16 protein-coding genes are annotated in these 20,951 nt (G+C 71.5%); 6 read left to right on the plus strand and 10 right to left on the minus strand.

Translation table 11 applies throughout. From position 1 onward, the window contains the following. Positions 1-5: 5 nt before the first annotated feature. Positions 6-1,964, minus strand: a complete 1,959-nt coding sequence (locus Val02_RS25415) for an AAA family ATPase (RefSeq protein ID WP_203901707.1) — start codon at positions 1,962-1,964, stop codon at positions 6-8. 68 nt (positions 1,965-2,032) lie between these two features. Then, a complete protein-coding gene (locus Val02_RS25420) occupies positions 2,033-3,976 on the minus strand; it encodes a P-loop NTPase family protein (RefSeq protein WP_203901708.1) in 1,944 nt (647 codons plus the stop codon). 156 nt (positions 3,977-4,132) lie between these two features. Here Val02_RS25420 and Val02_RS25425 point away from each other — a divergent pair, with 156 nt between their 5' ends. Both Val02_RS25425 and Val02_RS25430 read left to right on the plus strand, forming a co-directional pair. After that, positions 4,133-4,951: an alpha/beta fold hydrolase gene (locus Val02_RS25425; protein WP_203901709.1), complete on the plus strand. Its 819-nt coding sequence runs from the start codon at positions 4,133-4,135 to the stop codon at positions 4,949-4,951. Continuing rightward, complete coding sequence (locus Val02_RS25430) at positions 4,948-6,327, plus strand: MFS transporter (protein WP_203901710.1); 1,380 nt, start codon at positions 4,948-4,950, stop codon at positions 6,325-6,327. The genes Val02_RS25425 and Val02_RS25430 overlap by 4 nt, the downstream gene beginning before the upstream one ends. A gap of 63 nt (positions 6,328-6,390) precedes the next feature. On the opposite strand, the gene Val02_RS25435 is transcribed toward Val02_RS25430, so the two are convergent. From Val02_RS25435 to Val02_RS25460, 6 genes are all read right to left on the minus strand, one after another. Further along, positions 6,391-8,151: a DUF4832 domain-containing protein gene (locus Val02_RS25435; protein ID WP_203901711.1), complete on the minus strand. Its 1,761-nt coding sequence runs from the start codon at positions 8,149-8,151 to the stop codon at positions 6,391-6,393. 73 nt (positions 8,152-8,224) lie between these two features. Continuing rightward, positions 8,225-9,943 (minus strand): spherulation-specific family 4 protein, encoded by a 1,719-nt coding sequence (locus Val02_RS25440; protein WP_203901712.1) that lies wholly within the window; start codon positions 9,941-9,943, stop codon positions 8,225-8,227. Then, entirely contained in the window at positions 9,940-10,752 is an 813-nt protein-coding gene (locus Val02_RS25445; protein ID WP_203901713.1) for a carbohydrate ABC transporter permease, read from the minus strand. The genes Val02_RS25440 and Val02_RS25445 overlap by 4 nt, the downstream gene beginning before the upstream one ends. Continuing rightward, positions 10,745-11,719: a carbohydrate ABC transporter permease gene (locus Val02_RS25450; protein ID WP_203901714.1), complete on the minus strand. Its 975-nt coding sequence runs from the start codon at positions 11,717-11,719 to the stop codon at positions 10,745-10,747. Before Val02_RS25450 ends, Val02_RS25445 begins: the two co-directional genes overlap by 8 nt. A 5-nt stretch (positions 11,720-11,724) precedes the next feature. Next, positions 11,725-12,987, minus strand: a complete 1,263-nt coding sequence (locus Val02_RS25455; RefSeq protein WP_203901715.1) for an ABC transporter substrate-binding protein — start codon at positions 12,985-12,987, stop codon at positions 11,725-11,727. Between the two features lie 97 nt (positions 12,988-13,084). Beyond that, entirely contained in the window at positions 13,085-14,251 is a 1,167-nt protein-coding gene (locus tag Val02_RS25460) for an ROK family transcriptional regulator (protein ID WP_203901716.1), read from the minus strand. A gap of 98 nt (positions 14,252-14,349) precedes the next feature. On the opposite strand from Val02_RS25460, the gene Val02_RS25465 reads away from it, so the two are divergent. Continuing rightward, positions 14,350-15,600 (plus strand): Gfo/Idh/MocA family protein, encoded by a 1,251-nt coding sequence (locus Val02_RS25465; protein WP_203901717.1) that lies wholly within the window; start codon positions 14,350-14,352, stop codon positions 15,598-15,600. Positions 15,601-15,724: 124 nt separating this feature from the next. Here Val02_RS25465 and Val02_RS25470 read toward each other — a convergent pair whose 3' ends face one another. Together Val02_RS25470 and Val02_RS25475 are read right to left on the minus strand one after the other, a co-directional pair. Beyond that, positions 15,725-16,825 (minus strand): alpha/beta hydrolase family protein, encoded by a 1,101-nt coding sequence (locus Val02_RS25470; RefSeq protein ID WP_203901718.1) that lies wholly within the window; start codon positions 16,823-16,825, stop codon positions 15,725-15,727. A gap of 80 nt (positions 16,826-16,905) precedes the next feature. Continuing rightward, entirely contained in the window at positions 16,906-17,553 is a 648-nt protein-coding gene (locus Val02_RS25475; RefSeq protein ID WP_203901719.1) for a cupin domain-containing protein, read from the minus strand. A gap of 124 nt (positions 17,554-17,677) precedes the next feature. Here Val02_RS25475 and Val02_RS25480 point away from each other — a divergent pair, with 124 nt between their 5' ends. The 3 genes from Val02_RS25480 to Val02_RS25490 are packed head-to-tail and all read left to right on the plus strand — an operon-like array spanning position 17,678 to position 20,918. After that, a complete protein-coding gene (locus Val02_RS25480) occupies positions 17,678-18,982 on the plus strand; it encodes a M24 family metallopeptidase (RefSeq protein WP_203901720.1) in 1,305 nt (434 codons plus the stop codon). Beyond that, on the plus strand, positions 18,979-19,950 hold the full coding sequence (locus Val02_RS25485; RefSeq protein WP_203901721.1) for a thiamine pyrophosphate-dependent dehydrogenase E1 component subunit alpha: 972 nt from the start codon (positions 18,979-18,981) through the stop codon (positions 19,948-19,950). Before Val02_RS25480 ends, Val02_RS25485 begins: the two co-directional genes overlap by 4 nt. Next, positions 19,938-20,918, plus strand: coding sequence for an alpha-ketoacid dehydrogenase subunit beta (locus Val02_RS25490; RefSeq protein WP_203901722.1), 981 nt, complete (start codon positions 19,938-19,940; stop codon positions 20,916-20,918). Before Val02_RS25485 ends, Val02_RS25490 begins: the two co-directional genes overlap by 13 nt. Positions 20,919-20,951 lie beyond the last annotated feature (33 nt).

Raw genomic sequence — 20,951 nt, forward strand, 5'->3', positions numbered from 1 at the left:
ACGGATCACCCGTCAGGGCCGCGGTTCCGCTGCCACAGGTAGTTGCTCACCAGGCGCGTTCCGGTTGCCAGGTGGCGCCGGTACGTGCCGAACGGAATGCCGAGCCGCTGGGCCGCGGCCTCCTGGGTGAGGTTCGGATGGAAGAAGGTGGCCGCGAGGATCCGGTGGTAGATCGCCTCGGTGGGGTTCGCCGACAGCGCGTCGACCGCTTCGACGAGCAGATCCCGAAGCGCCTCGGACGATTCTCCGGCCCGGGTCCCGCCCGCCGGGCGGTGGCGCAGGAGCGGGCTGGCGGCCAGTGCGTCGGGGCGGTGCCAGGCCCGCAGCGCAGCGCGGACCGCCGCGTCGTGCTGGGCCCGGGACAGCCCTTGCGATCCGACGGCTTCCGACGTGCCCGCGCCGGCCTCGTTCGCGCCCAGCGCCGCCAGCCACGCTCCGACGGTCGTCGTTCGCCAGTTCCGGGCGAACACCGTGTAGTGCCGAGCGGCGACCTCGACGCTCGGCTCGATCGCGTCGTGGCCGAGGTAGCTCATCAGCGCACCCCAGAAGGCCGGGTCGGCCAAAGCCAGGTAGGACCAGGCTAGTCCGGGGTATCGGCACCAGTTGACCAGCTGCCGCGACCACATCAGGTTCGTCACCGTGGACGGGCGCTGATACGCGGCCGGATCGACGAGAAAGCGCGCGATCGCCACATGTTCGCGGTCGCCGACGGGCTCGGCGAGGTTGGCATGCTCCCAGGCCAGCGACGCCACCGGGTCATCGGCGACAGCAGTCCCGTCGGCCGCGGTGATCCGCAGCCACGTCATGAAGGCGATCGGGTTGCCGAGATCTCTGCCCCGGTAGACCGTGAACGCCTCGGGCGAGCGGTCGAGCCAACACTCCATCAGCTCCGCCGATCGCGCACCCTCGGTCCGATCGGTCATGGCGAGCAGAACCGACCGGTCCTCCGGACGCACGGCGTCCTCAACGACGTCGCCCGGCCATGAGTCCAACCGGTACCGGCGGATCACCGGTGCTTCGCGCAGCAGGTAGCCGAGGGAACGCGCGTGTCCGGCAGCCGCCGATTCGTCATCCTCGTAGAGCAGCTCGACCAGGTGCTGGGTGATCCCCTGGTGCATCGACCGGTAGCCCTGCGGATCGCGCCACCGCAGGTCGGCCTCGATCGTGCGCCGGGCTATTCCGTGCGGGACCAGCCCGTGGCGCGTCCGCTCGATGAACGGAAGCCCGGCGAGCCAGGAGAACAGCTCACCGGCGGCCTGCCGGTCGACGGTGCCGCGCAGTAACGGCTCGGTGGTGACCGCCGTGTGTGCGCACACCTCGAGGGCGCGCCGATGCCGCTGCGACGGCAGGTCTCCGATCACCTGGCTGAGCAGCGTGGTGACGACGTCCCGCGGTGGGGTCCACCCGCGCGGGACTCCGTCGTGTCCGGCCAGCCCGGCAGCGACGAGGCTGAGCGCGAGCGGATGACCGCCGGCGAAGGCGAGGACCGGTTCGTCATAGGCCGGCTCGACACCGCGTGCCCGAAGGAGCCGGACCGCGTCGTCGGCATCCAGTTCGGCCAACCCGATCTCGCCGGCCGGCGCCGCACCGCCGACCGCGATGTCAGGCCGTTCACGACCGGCGACCACGGTTATCACCCGGTCCGCGGGTGCCGCCGCCAGTTCCGGCCACAGCCCTGCCCGCGCGTCGGCGAATCGTTCGAGCGAATCCACCAGGACGACCGTGCCCGGGCGGGTCCGAGCGGCGGCCAGGTCGCGCAGGGTCTCACCCACCGGCTCGACCACCCGCCCGTCGACCGACACCACCTCGCGGCCCGCCGTGTCGGCGAGTTCCGCGAAGTGACGAAGCAGCACGCTCTTACCGATTCCGCCCGGCCCGTGCAGGTACAGCAGCGGGCCGTGCCCCTCCGGGGCGGCGAGCATCGCTCGGAACAGCTGCCGCTCATGATCCCGGCCGACGAACATGCGTCGCCGCGTCGAACCCAGCCGATCCCTGATCCGGTTCGCCCCCGCCGTGCCCGCTCCCGCAACGCTCAACCGGCTTCCCGGTGCCCAACGTCCGAGCGCACGCGGAACTGCTCGCGCCACAGCCGGTCGCAAACACCGCGCACGCCGAGTGCGAGATGGCGGCGGAAGGTGCTGATCGGAACGCCCAGTCGGGCCGCGGCGGCGTCCTGGGTGGAAACACCGCTGAGATACGCCGTGCTGACCGCCCGGAACTGCTTCATCCCGTCGGGCCGGTCCTTCAGGGACTCGACCGCGTCGCGGATCGCCGACCGGAGCGCGGCGGCACCGTCCACCGCGTCGGCCACGAGCCTGGTACGCAGCAACGGACTGGTTTCCAGCCCGCGACGATCGCGCAGGTGGCGTAGGGCACGCCTGACCTCATCGTCGAAATCGCCGCGTGGCATCGTCAACGGACGGCCGTGCGACCGCGCCCCGTCGAAGATGCGTTCGTCGACCTGGTCGAGCCATCCGCCCAGCGGGCTGCGCCGCCAGTCGCGACCGAGGATCACACCATTCCCCTCACCCGTCGGGTCCGGGCCGAACGGGTACAGGTCGAAGTAGGCCGACAGGCTGTGCCACTCGGCACCCGGTGGCTGGAGAAGGAAGGTCCAGCCGGGCCAGCCGGCGCGCACGGCCCGGGACAGCAGTTGGGTCTCGGCCACCCGCTCCAGCGAACGCGAGGTGACCGACCGCACGAACAACCTGCCGACGGTAATCGCCTCGTCCGACGTGACCGGTCCGGCCGCCTCGACGTACCGCCGGATCGCGGCGACGGCCGGGTCGGCTGTCGCCTCCGCGTCCATCCGCCCCGCGAGCCGCAACCAGAGCGTGAACGCCTCGACCGCCCCGGTGCGGGCGTCCCACCGGACCCGGAATCCGGCGGGATCGCGAGCGAGCCAGAACCGCGTGACCTCCGCCAGGGCAGGGCCGTGCGCCGCACCGGCCAGCGCGACCAGCGCCTCGTGGTCGCAACGGCGTAGTTCCCCCTCGTGGCGGTCGGTGTCGATCAGCGCCTCGGCCGCGGTGACACGCCGGTGCAGATAACCGACTGCGTCCAGCCCGGACTCCAAGAATTCGCCGACGCCCCGACGAACGGCGCCGACGAAGTGCTCCCGCAGTGTTCGGTGCAGGCGTCGGTAGGCTGCCGGGTCTCGGGAGCGCAGCTCGTCGCTGATGAGTCGCCGAACGGCACCCATCGGCGCGAGGCCGCCCGGCTGCGCCCGCAGGAACGGCAGGGCGCGCATCCAGCGAAACACCGAGCCGGCCTGGTCGTTCACCACCTGTCGCAGCACCGCCTCGTTGGTCGTCAGCGCGAGCGCGCAGACCTCCAACGCCTGCTGGTGTTCCGGCGACGGCACCACGCCGACGATCCGGTCGAGGAGTTCGCGGCGACGCTCCGCCGACGGGCTCCAGTCGGCCGGTTGCGCGGGAGTGTCGAGCGCCCCGCACAGCACCGCGGGGTAGCCCTCGCTGTACGCCACTGCAGACGACCGAATTTCCCCGGGAAATCCATAGCTCTCCAGGAGGGCGTGCGCCGCTTCGGGTTCGAGGCCGTCCAGTTCGTACGCGACGATGTCGTGGTCCCAGACCGGTTCTACCCACCACTGCGGATCCGGGCGCCCGCGCCCGGCGAGCAGCACCAGCGCCCCGTCCGGAACGGCCGGTAGCAGGGCGCCACGCAGCCATCCCGCCGGATCGGTGACGGTCTCCACGCCGTCGACCACGACGACCGGGGAAGCGAGGGCGGCCAGGCCGTCCGGGCGCCCGCCCGGTGCGAGCACGGCCACCGGCCGGCCGATCCCGACGGCCTCGTCGCGGAGGCGGCTCAGCAGGGCGCTCTTGCCGATGCCCGCCGGCCCGTGCACGTAGGCCAGCGCGCTGCCGGCCCGCTCCCGCACCAGCGGGATCAGGGATTCCAACTCCGCCGCGCGTCCGACGAACGTACCCGGCTCGTCCCCTAACCTGACCACGTCCTCCCCCACAAGACTCGGCGCGCCGCGAGCGTACTCAGCCGGGCGGCGTGAGCGGTAACTGATCTGGTCGGTGAGAGCATCGCCGACCAGCCTGAGGGCATGCCGCAACACGTACTTCCCGGAACACCGACGACCGCGCGCAAAGCCGCGCCCGTGCCGATACGGGCGGCGTTCGCGGTGCTGGATCGCACCGTGCCGGCGGTCGCCGCCCGATGGGCCGAGCGGCTGTTCTTCCGGGTGCCGCGCCTACGGTCACGCCCGGTCCCGCCGGACGGGCGGAGCGTGTCGGTGGAGTTCGACGGGCTGCGGCTGGCCGGGCAGGTGTGGGGTGCGGGGCCGACGGTCTACCTCGTACCCGGGTTCGGGGGCGAGATCGGGCAGCTGGCCGGTTTCGTGCAGCCGTTCACCGCGCGCGGGTTGCGGGTCGTGGCGTTCGACTGGCCGGCCCACGGACGGACCCGGGCCGGCACCACCGGCGGGCAGTATGTGAACTCGCAGGACCTGGTGAACTCGCTGCACGCGATCGCGACGGCGTACGGTCCGGCCCGGGCGATCATCGCGCACTCCATGGGTGCCGGCGCCGCCGCGAACGCCGTCCGCGACGGTCTGCCCACCGGGCGGCTCGCGCTGATCGCTCCCGGGGCGAGCATCCAGACGGCCGCCCGGCCGTTCGCCGACGCGCTCGGCATGCGCGAGCCCGCCTACCGGCGCCTGCTCGCCGAGGTCGAACGCGCCCTGGGTCACCCCGTCCGCAGCTACGAGGTGACCGAGATCGGCCGGATCGCCCGGACGCCCCCGACGCTGGTGGTGCACGACCAGCACGACCCGCTGGTCCCGTTCACCGACGGCGAGTCCATCGCGCACGCGTGGCCCAAGGCCCGGCTCGTGACCACCACGGGTCTGGGCCACAACCGGATCCTCGGCGACCCCGGCGTCATCGAGAAGGTCGTCGACTTCGTGGCCGCCGCATGACCGCCCTGACCACGAGGACGTCCGACCCGCGGGCCGTGTTCGGCACCGTGCTGGTCGCCGTCTTCGTCTCCAACCTCGACCTGTTCGTGGTGAACGTCGCCCTGCCGGACATCGGGCGCGACTTCGACGGCGCGTCGCTCGACGCCCTCTCCTGGGTGCTGAACGCATACGCGATCGTCTTCGCCGCCCTGCTGGTGGTGTGCGGACGGCTCGCGGATCGCAGCGGCCACCGGCGCGGCTTCATGCTGGGCCTGACCGTGTTCACCGTCGGTTCGCTGCTGTGCGCCGCGGCGCCCGGCGTGGCGTTCCTCGTCGCCGCGCGGGTGATCCAGGCCCTGGGCGCCGCCGCGCTCCTGCCGACGTCGTTGGCGCTGCTGCTGGCCGCCACGCCGGTAGCACGCCGGACGGCGGTGGTCCGCGCGTGGAGCGCGGTCGGCGGGATAGCCGCGGCGCTCGGACCGGTCGTCGGCGGCCTCCTCGTCGAGGTGAACTGGCGGTGGGTCTTCGTCATCAACGTTCCGGTCGGCGTGCTGGCGCTGCTGGTGAGCCCGCGGGTCCTGCCGGACGTGCGGTCGACGGAACCCGGGCGCGCGCCGGACCTGCCGGGGGCCGTCCTGCTCACGGTCGCCGTCGGCGTGCTCTCCCTCGCCCTGGTGCGCGCCGACGACTGGGGCTGGACCTCGTGGCGGGTGATCGGCAGCGTCATCGCCACGCTCGTGCTCGTGCGCTGGTTCCTGGCGCGGTCGGCCCGCCATCCGGCCCCCGTCGTCGAGCTGCCGCTGCTGCGGATCCCGACGTTCGGGGCCGCCGTCGTCGCGGCGCTGCTGTTCACGGTGGCGTTCGCCGCTCTCCTGCTGGCGTCGGCGCTGTGGGTGCAGGACGTCTGGGGCTACTCGGCCCTGCGCACCGGCCTCGCGCTGGCACCCGGGCCGCTCATGGTGCCGGCCGTCGCGGTGGGCGCGGGCCCGCTGATCAGACGGATCGGTGCCGGGCCGGTCACCGCCGTCGGTATCGCGCTGCTCGGCGCCGGCGTGCTCTCCCTGGCGCTCCGGCTGGAGGCCACGCCGGACTACGCGGCCGACTTCCTGCCCGGGCTGATCGTCGTCGGGTTCGGCGTCGGCCTGGCGCTGCCGACCGTGGTCGCCGTCGCCACGGCGGCACTTCCGGAGGAACGGCTGGCGACGGGCTCCGGCATCGTCACGATGGGACGCCAGCTCGGCGCGGTGCTCGGCGTCGCCGTTCTGGTCAGCGTGCTCGGCTCGCCGCGCACCCCGGCCGCGGCGCTCGACGCGTTCGGGCGCGGGTGGATGTTCATCGCCGGCACGTGTGTGCTCGGGGCCGCCGCCGCACTTCTCATCCGGGGCGGCCGGCACTGACCTTATTCCCCCCGTGACCGGCGGCGCGCTTCACCCCTGGAGCGCGCCGCCGGTCCTACCCCGTCAGGAAACGGTCACCGTGTGCTGGAGGTCGTTGAAGCCGGTCGCCGGCTCCCACACCCCCGTGTTGGCCAGCCGCAGCGAGTACTCCGGCCGGGACGCCAGCGAGGACGCGCCGTCGGGCAGGTTGAGCAGGAGCCGGTAGCTACCGGCCGGCACGCCGGACAGCGACACCGTCTGGTCCACTGTGGACGTTCCGCCCGATGCCCAGCGGCGCGGGTCGGCGCTCAACTGTCGCTTGTAGACGGTGCCGGTGCTCGTGTTGCGCAGCACCAGTTCCAGGCCGCGGGGGTTGAACGGCGCCGCGTAGCCGACGTTGCGCACGGCGAATCTGACCGCCAGCGTGCCGCTCGCCGTCGTCGGGTAGGTACCCGTCGTGAGCTGGAAGCGGTGTCCGAGGTTGCGCCGCACGTCGGCGATGCAGCCGCTCCAGCTGCTGAGCACCTCCGGGCGGTAGTCGGCGTTCAGGTAGTTCCAGTGGAACTGCGCCATCTCCTGCGTGGCCGTCGCACACTCCGAACGCGGCGCGTTGGGCGCGCACGTCTCGCCGCCCATCGCCACGAACTGCGTGTCGGAGGCCAGGTACGGGTACTCGACCGACGGGTTCTCGTAGGTGCCGAAGTCGTCCGCGCTGGCCAGGAAGCAGTCGTTGTGGTGCCCCACGCGGGCGAGCGTGGAGCCGCCGTAGGCCTGCCCGGAGGAGACCGGCGTGGTGCCGTAGAGCGTGCGCTTGAACTTCGGCGTGCGCAGCTGCACCATCCGTTGCGAGGGCAGCACGCTCAGCAGCTTGTCGACGACGGCCTTGCGGTTGGCCCAGTCGGCCTGCGTCACGTTGCCCGCGTTGCCGAAGTTCTGGGTGTACCACCACTCGCCCCAGGCGCCGACGAAGCCGGCCTGCACGACGTGGATGACGTCGACGTTGTTGCGCAGGTAGGGCGCCAGCTGGTCGAGGTGTTGGAGCACCCGGCTCACCGGGGCGTCGTCGCCCGCCTCCGACGTGGTGTAGGCGAAGCGCACGATCATCTTGAGGCCGGCCGCGCGCACCGTGTCGGCCTGCCGCTGGAAGCGCGCGAGGGCGTCGGCGCTGATCGCCGAGTTCTTGAACGACGCCAGGTAGAAGATGCACATGACGAGCGAGATGTTCTCGTTCGTGCGGTAGCCGGTCAGCGTCGCCTGGTTGAAGTCGGCGGCGTCGCAGTCGGTCGTGTGGTGGTAGAAGCCGCGCTCCGGATTGGCGAAGACCGTGCCGTCCGCCTGGTACGTGACGGTGCCGGGCGTGCCGGGGCCGGTCGACGGGCTCGGTGAGGTGCCGCCGCCGCTGTAGACGTGCGTGTACTTCGCCGAGGTGTCCAGCGGGGACTCGGTCTGGAAGACGAGGTCGGCGTCGTTGGGGGTGGCCGTCTCGCCGAGGTCGGCGCGGTTCACGGTCCACGTGGCCGTGCCGCCCGAGCCGCTGTGCGTCACGGTGGCCACCTGGGTCCAGCTCCAGCCGCTGCCGTTGTGCCGGTACAGCGCGGCGTTCTCCAGCAGGAACTCGGCACCGACCCCGCCGCCGGCGTATCCGGTGGCGGCGTTGCGGTCGGTGTCGACGTAGACGCGCAGGAACGCCGGTGAGCCGGTGTAGCGGTAGGTGTAGGTGACGGTGCTCGCGGTGTTGGTGGCCGATTGTCCGGTGATCTGGGCGCTGGCGGGCAGGACGCGGAACGCGACCAGGGACAGTGCGCACGCCGCCACGAGAATCGCGGCGATGCGTTTGCGGGACATCTCACTCCTTCGGGCCGTATGAGGGGGTAGGGCGGGCCCGCGCGGGCTCTTACGGATCGCGGGCCCGTCCGGTTCAGCCGATCGGGATGGACGTGGTGCTGTAATCCGGTGAACCGCCGGCGCCGTGGAAGACGACACGGTGCGGCGCCGGTGCCATGGCGACGGGGATCCGCCACACGTAGTGACCGTCCACAGTGGAGACCAGCGGGCTCGGGCCGTCCACCGGGGTCCAGTTCCAGCCGGTGCCGGTGTGCCGGTAGAACCAGCCGTTCTCGATGAGCAGGTCGGCGCCGATGTCGCCGGTCACGAAGCCGGTCGCCGCGTCGTTGTCGGTGTCGACGAAGACGTGGTGGAAGTCGAACGGCAGCGTGTACGTGGCCTCGTAGGTGACCTCCGTGGCGCCGATCGCACCGCCGGGATTCGTGATCGGGTCACCGACCGGCGTCGTCGTGGTGACGGCCAGCGGGGCCGACGGCGCCGACGCGTTGCCGGTGCGGTCGCGGGCGACCACGGTGAACGCGTACCCGGTGGACGGTTCGAGGCCGCTCACCGGTACGCCGGGGGTCATCACGGTGAGCAGCCTCGATCCGTTGATGTAGACGTCGTAGGCCACCGCATCCGTTACGGCGTCCCACGCCAGGCGCACATGTGCGACACCCGTCTCAGCCGCGCGCACGTTCGCCGGGCTCGCCGGTGGGCGGCGGTCGGGGCGGGCCGTCGTGACGGTGAGCGCACGCGACGGCGCCGACGCGTTGCCGGCCCGGTCGACGGCCACCACGCTGATCCGGTAACGGTGCGCGGGATCCAGGTCGCGCAGGGTCGCCTTCGGCGTGGAGACACCGACGACGCGCACGCCGTCGAGCAGGACGTCGTAGCCGACCGCCTCCCGCACGGGCGGCCAGGCGAGGGCGACCTCCGTCGCGGAAACCCTTGTGGCGCGCGGTGTCCCGGGCACCCGGGGCGGCGTGTGGTCGCCGGTCGCGAGGCCCGCCAGCTCACGGTCCCAATAGGACGGTGGCGGCAGGGTGTCCCACGGGTTGGCCATGACGTCGGGCGTCACGTAGACGTAGCCGGCGTTGCGGCGCTTGCTCAGGCGCAGCGCCTCGTCGAGGCGTTCCTCGGTGGCGGTGCCGTGCACCAGGTGCCACAGCCGGCGCGGGTCGAGCGTGCGGTGCCAGGCGGGCGGCTGCCAGTCCACATAGGACTCGTACGTGCCCTCGAAGGTGAGGATGACGTCGCCGACGTCGGCGTAGCACTCCTCCGTGGTGATGCCGGGGTTGATGACGGTGAAGGCGCCGCGGTGCCACGCCTTCGTGTGCCGGTCCAACTCCCGGTATGTCGTCGCGTACGCGTCCCTGTCGCCGCAGACGTTCTGCACCTCGTCGAAGAAGACGCCGCCGAGGCCGTCGCCGCCGTAGAGCCGGTACCAGGTCTCCACGTCCTGCTGCACCTGGGCGGACCAGGCCGCCGCCGTGGTCTCGCCGAGTCGGGTCTGCCGGCCCGTCGTACCCAGATATCCGGTGGGAACGTAGCCGAGCACCCGCACCCCGTTGGCACGTGCCGCGGAGATGGCCGCCGCGTAGGCGGGATCGCGGGTCTTCCCCGGCCCGGAGAACGGGTTCGCCACGACGATGCCCGTGCCGGGTGCGGAGAAGCGTTCCCAGAGTCCCGCCGTGTCACCGCCGGGGTAGAAGTACGCGGGGACGGCGACCTGCTGCCCCACAGCCGCATCCGGCGCGGCCGGCGCCGGCAGCACGGCGACCATCGCCGCCGCAATGATTTCCCGGATCATCCCTTGTTCCCACTCAACGCGATTCCTTCGATGACCCGCCGCTGCATCACGACGAACACCACCATCACCGGCAGCGAGGCCAGCACCGAGCCGGCCATCAGCACCGGATAGTCCGTCTGGAACTGCCCCTGCAACGCGGCCAGGCCGGCCGAGAGCGTCATCCGCTCGGGGTCGGTGTTGACGACCAGCGGCCAGAAGAGGTCGTTCCACGACCAGAGAACGGCGAGTACGGCGAGCGCCAGCAGGCCCGGACGCGCCAGGGGAAGCATGACGCTCCAGTAGATCCGCCACGGCGACGCCCCGTCGAGCCGCGCCGCCTCGTCCAGCTCCTTCGGCATGGCGAGAAAGAACTGCCGCAGCAGGAACACACCGAACGCGCTGAACAGCCCCGGCACGATCAGCGCCGGCAAGGTGTTGAGCCAGCCCAGGTCCGCCATGATCTCGTACTGCGGGATGACGAACAGCGGCGGCGGCACCATCAGCACCGCGAGGAACACCCCGAACAGGAGGTTGCGTCCGGGGAAGCGCAGCCGCGCGAAGGCGTACGCGGCCATCGAGCAGAACAGCACCTGCCCGACGGTGCGCCCGGCGGCCATCAGCACCGTGTTGAGGAACTGCTGCCCGAACGGCAACTGCTCGAAAACCTTGGCGTAGTTGGACCACTGCCACTCCGGCAGCACCGTCGGCGGCACACGCGTGGCGCTGGAGAGCGTCTTGACGCTGGTGAGGAGTTGCCACCCGAACGGCACCACCATCAGCAGCGCGCTGAGCGCCAGCACCGCGTGGGTGCCCCGGTGTTTGCTACGCATAGTGCACCCACTTCTTCTGCAGCCGGAACTGCACGGCGGTCAGCGCGACGATCAGCAGCAGCAGCGCCATCACGATCGCCGCCGCGTAGCCGCGGTCGTTGGTGACGAACGCCTTCTCGTAGAAGAGCGCCACCACGGTCTGGATGCGCGGGTAGGCCGGATTCCCCCGGGCGGTCTGCCCGCTCCCCCCGATCACGTACACCAGGTCGAACAGTTGCAGCGAGCCGATGACGGAGACGACCGAGACGAAGAAGATCGACGGCGAGAGCATCGGCAACGTCACGGTCCGGAACTGCGCCACCGCGCCGGCTCCGTCGATCTCGGCCGCCTCGTACAGTTCCCGCGGGATGGCCTGCATCCCGGCGAGGAAGATGACGAGGTTGTAGCCGATCGAGCTCCAGATGCCCACCAGCGCAAGGGCGTACAGCGCGGTCGCCGGGTCGGCTATCCAATGTGGACCCTCGACGCCGACGGCCGACAGCGCCTGGTTCAGCAGCCCGTAGTCGCCGTTGTACATCCACCGCCACACCATCGCGACGGCCACCGGCATCGTGACGACCGGCAGGAAGAAGAGCGCCCGGTACACCGCAACGCCGCGCAGCCCGCGCCGGTTCAGCAGCGCGGCGAGCACCACCGCGACCGGGATGCCGAGCAACCCGACGAGCGTGTACAGCACGGTGTTGCCGAGCGCGCGCAGCACGTCCTCGTCGCCGGCGAGCGTCTCGTAGTTCTCCAGGCCGATCCACTCGTGCCCACCGAACGGCCCCCACTCGGTGAACGAGAAGTACGCCGTCTGCAGCACCGGCCACAGGTAGAACACCGCCAGCCCGAGGCCGGTCGGCGCGATGAGCAGATAGCCCCACAGCGCCTCGCCGGTGCCGCTGCGCCAGGACCGCCGCTTGCGGGGGCCCGGTGCGGGCACCACGGCGGGGTTCGCCCGCGTGGTGCCCGACTCGGTGACCGTCATCGGCCCTACTCCTTGGCCAGCAGGTCGTTCATCTCCGCGGCCAGGGCCTTGGCGGCGGTTTCGATGTCGACCTCGCCGTTGTAGGCGCGGGTCAGGTGCTTGGTCTCGGCCTCGTTCCAGGCCGCGGTGTTACGGGAGACGGGATACGGCACCGCGTAGGAGACCGCGTCGAGGAAGACCTGTCCGTTGAACGCGGCGTTCGCCTGCTTCCAGGCGGCCTGCGTGCCGTTGTAGGCGGGGATCGGGCCCTTCTTGCCCAGGATCTCGGCCGCCGGCTGGGAGCCGAGGAACTTCACGAACTCCCACGACTGGTTCTTGTACTTCGTCTTGGCCGAGACGACGTTCGCGACGCCGTGGATGATGCTGGCCTTCTTGACGCCCATCGGCAGCGGTCCCGCGTCCACGCGCGTCTTCGTGTAGTCGTTCTTGCCGAACTCGGTGACGTTCCACGAGCCGCCCCAGTACATGGCGAGCTTGCCGGCCTCGAAGAGCTGGATCGGCTGGGTGTCGGTCATCGTCTTGATGTCGGGCGACTGCTTGGCCTTGATGAGGTCGGTCCAGAAGCGCAGGCCCTCGATGCTCGCCGGCTGGTCGAAGCCGGACTTCTTGCCGTCGGGCGAGATGACCTGGCCGCCGGCCTGGTAGATGGTGTTGTAGTAGTACTCCTGCGCCGAGCCGACGCCGGCGCCGATGCCGTACACGCCCTTGGCCGGGTCGGTGAGTTTCGCAGCCGCGCTCTTGAAGTCGGCCCACGTCCAGCCGTCCTTCGGGAAGGGCACCCCGGCGGCGGTGAAGAGTTCCTTGTTGTACCAGACCCCGACGGTGTCGAAGTCCTTCGGCAGCCCGTACACCTTGCCCTCGAACGTGTACAGGTCGACCAGCGCCTTCGGGTACACGCCCAGGTCGAGCTTGGCGTCCTTGATGCGCTCGTCGAGCGGCGCGATCACCTTGTTGTCGGCGTAGAGCTGGAAGTTGGGGCCGTTCATCCAGAAGACGTCGGGCGCCTCGCCGCCGCTGACCGCCGCCCGCAGCTTGGTCCAGTAGTCGGCCCACGGGGTCATCTGCACCTTGACGGTGATGTCCGGGTGGTCCTTGGTGAACGCCGCGGCGAGTTCCTCCATGACGGGCACCTGGTTGACGTCCCACACGGCGTAGGACAGGGTCGCCGGGCCGTCCGCCGCCTCGTCGTCGTCACCGCAGCCGGCTAATGCCACGGCGAGGACGAGGGACACCATCGCGGCGAGCCCGTGCCTCATTCGACTGGTCATATGGGGTCTCCGTTGCAGGAGGAGAAGAGACGCAGGTCACTGCGCGATTACCCCACTATTAACAGTCTCCTTCATAAGTCTGTCAAGAGCACGTCTTTCAGGGGCGCTGTGGTGGCTCCGGTGCCGCCAGTCCGTTGCCCGGGTCGAAGATGTGTTGCTCCAGGTGGTCCAGCGCGTGCTTGACCGCACCCAGAGCCACCGCGTCGTCGCCGAGCGCCGACGGGAGGACCTCCGGCGTCCGTACGCACCTCTTCTCCAGTTCCCGATGGAACGGCTCCAGCAGCACGTCGGCCGAGCGGGAGAATCCGCCGCCGAGGACGACCAGCTGGGGGTCGAGCGCGAGGACCAGCGCGGAGGCACCGATCGAGAGGTCCCGCACGTAGCGGCGCACGGCCGCCAGCGCGCCGCGGTCGCCGTCCCGCGCGGCGGCGAAGACCAGGGCGACCACCTCGTCGGGGTCGGTGCCGGCGGGCGCCCCGGACCAGCCCCGCAGGTGCTCCTGGGCGCGGATCCAGCCCATCTCCGGCAGCGCGCCGATCTCCCCGGCGGCGCGCGCGAACCCCCGGTGCAGCCGCCCGTCGATCACCAGCCCCGCGCCGGTGCGCAGTCCGGCGAGCAGGTACACGACGTGCTCGGCGTACCGCGCGACGCCGCGCCACGTCTCGGCCAGCGCGGCGAGGCGGCAGTCGTTCTCCACCAGGACCGGGCCCGACACCCGGCCGCTGACGTGTTCGCCCAGGTGGACGCCGGTCCACTCGGGCAGCCCGACGCTCAGCACGACCCGCCCGTCGGCGTCGACGAACCCGGTCGTGGCGACCGTCGTGGCCCACAGGTCGGCCCCCGTCAGGCCGGCGCCGGCGAGGCACTCCGCGATCACCTTGTCGACGACGCGCAGGCGTTCGGCGCGGCCGGCGGCGACCGAGACCGAACGGCGTTCGGAGTGGCGCAGCTCCCCGTCGAGGTCGGCCACGATCGCGCGCACCGTGTGCCCGCCGATGTCGACGCCCAGCACATGACCCGCGTCCGCCCGGAACCGGTACCGCCGGGCCGGGCGGCCCATCGATCCGGCGACCGGGTCCACCTGGGCCACCCAGCCCTGGGCCTCCAGGTCGCGGAGCACCTCCTCGGTGGCCGGCCGGGAGAGGTTGGCGGCCTTCGCGACCTCGGTGAGCGTGAGCGGCGACTGCCGCCGCAGCGCGTGCACCACGGCGAGCGTGTTGAGCTGCCGCAGGCGCGACAGGTTCCCCCCGAGCGGTTCAGTCACGTGCCTACCCCTTGACGTCCGTGCCCCTGAGCGCCTACTAATGCTGGATAGTTTCAAAAGTATCCGAGAAGGGCGCGAACCATGACTGTAGTCGGGGCATGACCGTCGACGGATTGCGACTGGTCGTGGCGGGGGCCGGGCTGCGCGGGATCGGGTACGCCCGCCGGGCCGTCGCCTCGGGGCGCGCCCGCGTGGTGGCCGTCGCCGAGCCGGACCCGCAGCGACGCGCGCAGTTCGCGGCGGAGTTCGGGATCGCGGGCGAACTCGTCTTCGCACACTGGCGGGACCTCGCCGCCGCCGGGCGGGTGGGCGATGCCGTCGTGGTCGCCACCCAGGACCAGATGCACGCCGACCCGACGGTGGCGTTCGCGGAGCTGGGGTATCACATCCTGCTCGAGAAGCCGATGGCCACCACCGAGGACGACGCGCTGCGCATCGCCGCCGCGGTGGAGAAGGCGGGCGTCATCTTCGCCGTGTGCCACGTCATGCGCTACACCCCGTACACGGAGGCGCTCAAACGGCTGCTCGACGAGGGCGCCGTCGGCCGGCTCGTCAGCGTCCAGCACCTGGAACCCATCGGGTGGTGGCACTTCGCGCACTCGTTCGTGCGCGGGCACTGGAACAGCAGCCGCACCTCGGCACCGCTGCTGCTGACCAAGGCCTGCCACGACATCGACTGGCTGCTGTACCTGTTCGGGACGGCGCCGGCGCGGGTGAGCTCGTTCGGCGGCCTCAGCCACTTCCGTCCGGAGGAGAAGCCGGCCGGCGCGACGGACAACTGCCTGACCTGTCCGGTGGAGCCGTCCTGCCCGTACTCGGCGAAGCGGCTGTACCTTTCCTGCCTCGGCGATCCGGACGCGGAGTTCTGGCCGCTGTCGGCGGTCACGGCGGAGCACACCCCCGAGGGCGTGGAACGCGCGCTGCGGACCGGTCCGTACGGCCGGTGTGTCTACAGTGGACACAACGACGTCGTGGACCACCAGGTGGTGTCGATGTCCTTCGCCGACGGGGCGACGTGCGCGTTCACGCTCACGGCGTTCACCCCGATGGAAGGACGACGGACCCGGCTCTTCGGGACGCACGGCTACATCGACGGCGACAACACGCTCCTGCACGTGACGGACTTCCGCACGGGCGCGACGCGCACCATCGACACCGGCGCCCTGGAGGGAACGGGCGGCGACGGGCACCACGGCGGCGACACCGCGATCACCGACGTCTTCCTCGCGGCGGTGGAGACGGGAGACCCCACGCTCCTCCCGTCCGACGCCGCGTCCAGCCTGCTCAGCCACCGCGTCGTTTGGGCCGCCGAACGCGCCCGGGAGACCGGCACGGTCGTCCCCCTCTGACGCGGGCGCCCGCCGACCGCGCCGCGCTGGCGCTCGTCGATCTTGCAGTTGTGGCCGCGACAAAGCATGCCCGAGGGGGGCGGGTCGGGCGCCACAACTGCAAGATCGGCGGCGCGGACCCGGATCAGCCGCGGAAGAGCATCTCGGGGTAGCGGCGGGACGGGCCGTCGAGCAGCGGCGCCTCGCAGGCGCGCAGGTAGCGGTCGTAGAAGGCGCGGATGTAGGCGCGCTGCGCGGCGATCGAGCGGCGCGCGTCGATCGTGCCGATCAGCGGCTCGGCGTCGGCCGGCGGCGTGCCGGCCTGCGGCAGCAGCGTCTGCAGGTCGGTGAAGGAGAGGTGCCCGGCACCGTTGAGTTCCAGGTGGTGGCGCGGGCCGCGCAGCCCGGCCCACATCCGGGTCCAGGTCTCGTCCTCCTCGCCGTCGCTGCCGTGCGTGGAGCCCAGCATGAGGAACGGCCGGTCCAGCCCCTCGTCGAGCACCCGCCCGAGGAAGCTGCCGTCCAGGTTGAGGCCGGCCTTGATGCGCCGGTCCGCCAGCATCGCCTCGGCCGCCGTGGCGCCGCCCAGCGACGAGCCGAACATGCCCACCCGGCCCAGGTCCATGGTGAGCCCGCGGGGCAGCCGCAGCGACCCGGAACCCAACCGGTCCAGCACGAACCGCACGTCGGCCACGCGCACGTCGAGCGCCTTGCCGATGATGCGTTCGGCCTCCTCGGGGTCGGTCGGGACGGGGACCGCGTGCTCGGCGATCCGCCCGTCGGGGAACTCCACGAACTGCGCGTCGTGCGGGTGGTCGATCGTCACCACGACGTAGCCGTGGCTCGCGAGGTCCTCGACGAGTGCGGTGCTGCCGGTGCGTTCCAGCCCGAAGCCGGGCGAGTAGAGGACGACCGGCCGGCGGCCCGGGGCGGCCGGCGCGCCGGTGTGCCCGTGCGTGACCGGCAGCACGAGGCCGGAGCCCGGCGGGTTGATCCGGGCGGCGACGCCGGGGGTCACCCAGCCCGCGCGCGGGTGGCCCCGGGTCTCCTTCGCGGGGTACCAGATCTGCACCATGAGCTCGCGGACCCGTTCGGCCGGCACCCAGGGGTCCGGTCGCGAGGAGTCCACCAGGTGCAGGGAGACGGTGCCGATGCGGTCGGGGCCGGTCGGTACCGGCAGCGTCAGTTGAACCGGGGCCGGCGCCGCCACGAGCAGGGCAGCGGCGGCGGCGTATGTGCTCCACATGCCGCTGAGCCTTCGGGACGGATGGTCGCCGCGTTAGTACGCGCGGTCACCGGAACCCGGTGACGGATGTCAGCGTTCAATCACGATGAACGTTCGAGCACGAACCAGACGCCGATGGCCGGCTCGGTCGACTCGTTGCGGTAGGCGTGCGGCGTCGTCGAGTCGAACGACACCGAGTCCCCCGCGCGCAGCCGGTGCGTGTCGAAGCCGAGCGTGAGCGTCAGCTCCCCGCTCACCACGAAGCCGAACTCGGTGCCGGAGTGGCGCATCAGGTTGCCGTCGCTGGAGGAGGTGCCGCCCGGCCGGTAGGTGATGAGCAGGAAGTCGACGTGCTTGTCCGGCACCCGACCGAGCAGTTCCCACGTGACGCCGGAGTCCAGGGTGAGCACCTCGCGCTGCGCCGGCGCGACGACGGGGCCGAGCCGGGGCGCGCCCGCCTGCGCCGTGGCGAGCGCGGTGAGCAGCGCGGTGCCGCCGCCCTCCGCCACCACGGCCGCCGGCTCGACGTCCACAGTGGACGGTGCGTCCTCGCCGAACAGGTCCTCGATCGGCACCCCCAGCGCGGTGGCGACGGCGTACAGGGTGCTGACCGACGGGCTGCTCTTCTCGGTCTCGATCTGCGAGATGAGGCTGGCCGACACCCCGATCTCGCGGGCGAGCCCGCGCACGCTGACGCCGCGCCGCACGCGTGCCGCGCGCAGCCGGGCGCCGATCGGGGGTAGGGCCACGGGTGATCCTTTCCAGGATGTGGAGTGCAGGTTACCGCGTAAAGTATTGCTTGACGATGGGGCGTCGTCTTCGTAAGTTCCCGGTAACGACGATTTAACAGGTGCGGCCCAAGGGAGCGCGGCCATGACGGTTCGCACGTTCGGCACCAACTCCGTCGACTGGGAGCAGCGGCTCGACCTCGACCGCCTGCGTGAGGACCGGCTCGCCCGCCTCCGCGGCGCCCTCGAACGTTCGTCGCTGGGCGCACTTCTCACGTTCGACTTCGCCAACATCCGCTACATGACCGCCACGCACATCGGCACCTGGGCGATGGACAAGCTGATCCGCTTCGCCGTGCTGCCGCGCGGCGGGGAGCCGGTGCTGTGGGACTTCGGGTCGGCGGCCAAGCACCACCAGCTCTACAACCCGTGGCTGGACGGGACGGAGCGGGCCCGGGCCGGCATCTCCACGCTGCGCGGGGCGTTCCACCCCGACGCCGGCATCGCCGAGGAGGTCGCCCGCAAGGTCGCGAACGTCCTGCGCGAACACGGCCTCGCCGACGCGCCCCTCGGCGTGGACCTGATCGAGATGCCGATCCTCGCCGCGTTGCAACGCGAGGGCCTCGACGTCGTCGACGGGCAGCAGGTCTTCCTCGACGCGCGGCGGATCAAGACCCCGGACGAGATCGGCCTCCTGGCGCAGGCGGCCTCGATGGTCGACGCCGCCTACGAGGAGCTGTACACGTTCCTGCGCCCCGGCGTGCGCGAGAACGAGTGCGTCGGCCTCGTCAGCAAGGTGCTGTACGACCTGGGCAGCGAGTACGTCGAGGGGGTCAACGCGATCTCCGGCGAACGCTGCTCGCCGCACCCGCACGTCTACTCCGACCGGCTGATCCGCCCCGGCGATCCGGCGTTCTTCGACATCCTGCACAGCCATATGGGCTACCGCACCTGCTACTACCGCTGCTTCGCCGTCGGCAGCGCCTCCCCCGCCCAGCGCGACGCCTACGTGCGCTGCCGCGAGTACATGGACCGGGCGATCGCGCTCGTGAAGCCGGGCGCCACCACGGCCGACATCGTCTCCGTGTGGCCGACCGCGCAGGAGTTCGGCTTCCCGGACGAGGAGGCGGCGTTCGCGTTGCAGTACGGGCACGGCGTCGGGCTGTCCATCTGGGAGAAGCCCATCTTCAGCCGGCTCGTCTCGTTGGAGCATCCCGAGGTGCTCGAGGAGGGGATGGTGTTCGCGCTGGAGACGTACTGGCCGGGCTCCGACGGGTGGTCCGCCGCCCGGATCGAGGAGGAGGTCGTGGTCACCGCCGACGGGTGCGAGGTCATCACCAAGTTCCCCGCGGAGGAACTGCTCGTCGCCGGCTCGCGCTACTACACGGCCACCGGCCCGCTGCCCACGACCCGATCCGCGCAGTCGCACCTGAACCGGAGTGTCCGATGAGGACACTGCTCGACATGTACGAGCGGATGGCCGTCATCCGCCGCACCGAGAAGGCGGCGTTCGACCTGTTCATGGCGGGGCTGGTGAAGGGGACCACGCACCTCGCCTCCGGACACGAGGCGGTGGCCGTCGGGACCGCCGCGGCGCTGCGGCCCGACGACTACGTGTTCGCCACGTACCGCGGCCACCATCACGCCATGGCGATGGGCGCGTCCGCCGAGGAGTGCCTCGCCGAGCTGATGAGCAAGGCGACCGGCGTCTGCCGGGCCAAGGGCGGTTCGATGCACCTGACCAAGGCCGCCAACGGGATGCTGGGCTCCTACGCGATCGTCGGCGCGCACCTGCCGATGGCGGCGGGTGCGGCGTGGTCGGCGAAGCTGCGCGGCACGGATCAGGTGGCGGTGGCGTTCTTCGGCGACGGCGCCACCAACATCGGGGCGTTCCACGAGGCCTTGAACCTGGCCGCGGTCTGGAAGCTGCCGGTCCTTTTCATCTGCGAGAACAACTTCTACATGGAGTACACGCCGATCGGCGCGGTGACGGCCGTGCCGCACCCCGCCGCCGACCGCGCCCCCGCCTACTCGATCCCCGCCGTGGTCATCGACGGCAATGACGTCACCGTGGTCCGCGACGCCGTAGCGCAAGCGGTCGAACGGGCACGCGCCGGCGAAGGGCCCACCGTCATCGAGGCCGAGACGTACCGGCACCACGGGCACAGCCGCACCGACCCCGGCGCGTACCGGCCCAAGGAGGAGGTCGAGCGCTGGCTCAAGCACGACCCGCTCGACATCGCCCGCGCCCACCTGGAGGCGCAGGGCATCACGCCGGACGACGTCCGGCGGGTCGACGAGCGCGCCGCCGCGCACGTGGCCGCCGCCGTCGACGCGGCGAAGAACGCGCCCGACGCCGACCCGGCCGAGGCGTTCACCGACGTGTGGGCCGACGGGAGCGCGACATGGCGGAGCTGATCACCTATCGGGAGGCCGTCGCCGAGGGCATCGCGCGCGAGATGCGGCGGGACCCGGACGTGGTGTGCCTCGGCGAGGACATCGGTGCCGCCGGCGGGGTGTTCAAGACGACCGTGGGCCTCTTCGACGAGTTCGGCGCGGGCCGGGTCTGGGACACCCCCATCTCCGAACAGGCCATCGTCGGCGCGGCCATGGGCGCGGCGATGACGGGCATGCGGCCGGTCGCCGAGATCATGTTCAGCGACTTCCTCGCCTGCTGCTGGGACTACCTCGCCAACGAGATCCCGAAGGTGCGCTACATGACGGGCGGCCAGGTGACGGTCCCGTTGGTGGTGCGCACCGCCAACGGCGGCGGGCTCGGCTTCGGCGCCCAGCACTCGCAGTCCGTGGAGAACTGGGCGCTGACCGTGCCGGGCCTCAAAATCGTCGCGCCGTCCACCCCGGCCGACGTCGTGGGCCTGATGGCCTCGGCCATCCGCAGCGACGACCCCGTCGTGTTCTTCGAGCACAAGGGCCTCTTCGCGAGCAAGGGCGCACCGGCGCCGCCGGACCACGTGATCCCGCTGGGGAAGGCCGCCGTCAGAAGGAGCGGAGCCGACGTGACGGTCGTGGCGCTGGCCGCCACCGTGCCGCTGGCGCTGACCGCCGCGGAGGAACTCGCCCGCGACGGGATCGACGTCGAGGTGATCGACCTGCGCTGCCTCATCCCGCTCGACATGTCCACCGTCCTGGAGTCCGTCGCGAAGACGTCGCGACTCGTCGTCGTGGAGGAGAACCCGTATCAGGGCGGCTGGGGCGGCACCGTCGTCTCCGTCGTCGCCGAGGAGGGCTTCGAGTCCCTCGACGCCCCGATCAAACGGGTCGCCGCCGCCAACGTGCCGCTTCCGTTCGCGGATGCGTTGGAGGAGAAGGTGATCCCCACCGTCGACAAGCTCGTGGCGGCCGTCCGCACCACGGTCGCCTACTGAACCCCCACCCCACCAGCGATCGCAAGGGAGTGA

Source organism: Virgisporangium aliadipatigenens (genome assembly GCF_016863615.1).
GTDB lineage: Bacteria > Actinomycetota > Actinomycetes > Mycobacteriales > Micromonosporaceae > Virgisporangium > Virgisporangium aliadipatigenens.

What these genes read in the sequence shown, in the direction of transcription:
- Val02_RS25415 (WP_203901707.1), bottom strand. Translation starts at nt 1,964, where the DNA reads ATGTTCGTCGGCCGGGATCATGAGCGGCAGCTGTTCCGAGCGATGCTC.
- Val02_RS25430 (WP_203901710.1), top strand. Translation starts at nt 4,948, where the DNA reads ATGACCGCCCTGACCACGAGGACGTCCGACCCGCGGGCCGTGTTCGGC.
- Val02_RS25435 (WP_203901711.1), bottom strand. Translation starts at nt 8,151, where the DNA reads ATGTCCCGCAAACGCATCGCCGCGATTCTCGTGGCGGCGTGCGCACTG.
- Val02_RS25440 (WP_203901712.1), bottom strand. Translation starts at nt 9,943, where the DNA reads ATGATCCGGGAAATCATTGCGGCGGCGATGGTCGCCGTGCTGCCGGCG.
- Val02_RS25445 (WP_203901713.1), bottom strand. Translation starts at nt 10,752, where the DNA reads ATGCGTAGCAAACACCGGGGCACCCACGCGGTGCTGGCGCTCAGCGCG.
- Val02_RS25450 (WP_203901714.1), bottom strand. Translation starts at nt 11,719, where the DNA reads ATGACGGTCACCGAGTCGGGCACCACGCGGGCGAACCCCGCCGTGGTG.
- Val02_RS25455 (WP_203901715.1), bottom strand. Translation starts at nt 12,987, where the DNA reads ATGACCAGTCGAATGAGGCACGGGCTCGCCGCGATGGTGTCCCTCGTC.
- Val02_RS25465 (WP_203901717.1), top strand. Translation starts at nt 14,350, where the DNA reads ATGACCGTCGACGGATTGCGACTGGTCGTGGCGGGGGCCGGGCTGCGC.
- Val02_RS25470 (WP_203901718.1), bottom strand. Translation starts at nt 16,825, where the DNA reads ATGTGGAGCACATACGCCGCCGCCGCTGCCCTGCTCGTGGCGGCGCCG.
- Val02_RS25480 (WP_203901720.1), top strand. Translation starts at nt 17,678, where the DNA reads ATGACGGTTCGCACGTTCGGCACCAACTCCGTCGACTGGGAGCAGCGG.
- Val02_RS25485 (WP_203901721.1), top strand. Translation starts at nt 18,979, where the DNA reads ATGAGGACACTGCTCGACATGTACGAGCGGATGGCCGTCATCCGCCGC.
- Val02_RS25490 (WP_203901722.1), top strand. Translation starts at nt 19,938, where the DNA reads ATGGCGGAGCTGATCACCTATCGGGAGGCCGTCGCCGAGGGCATCGCG.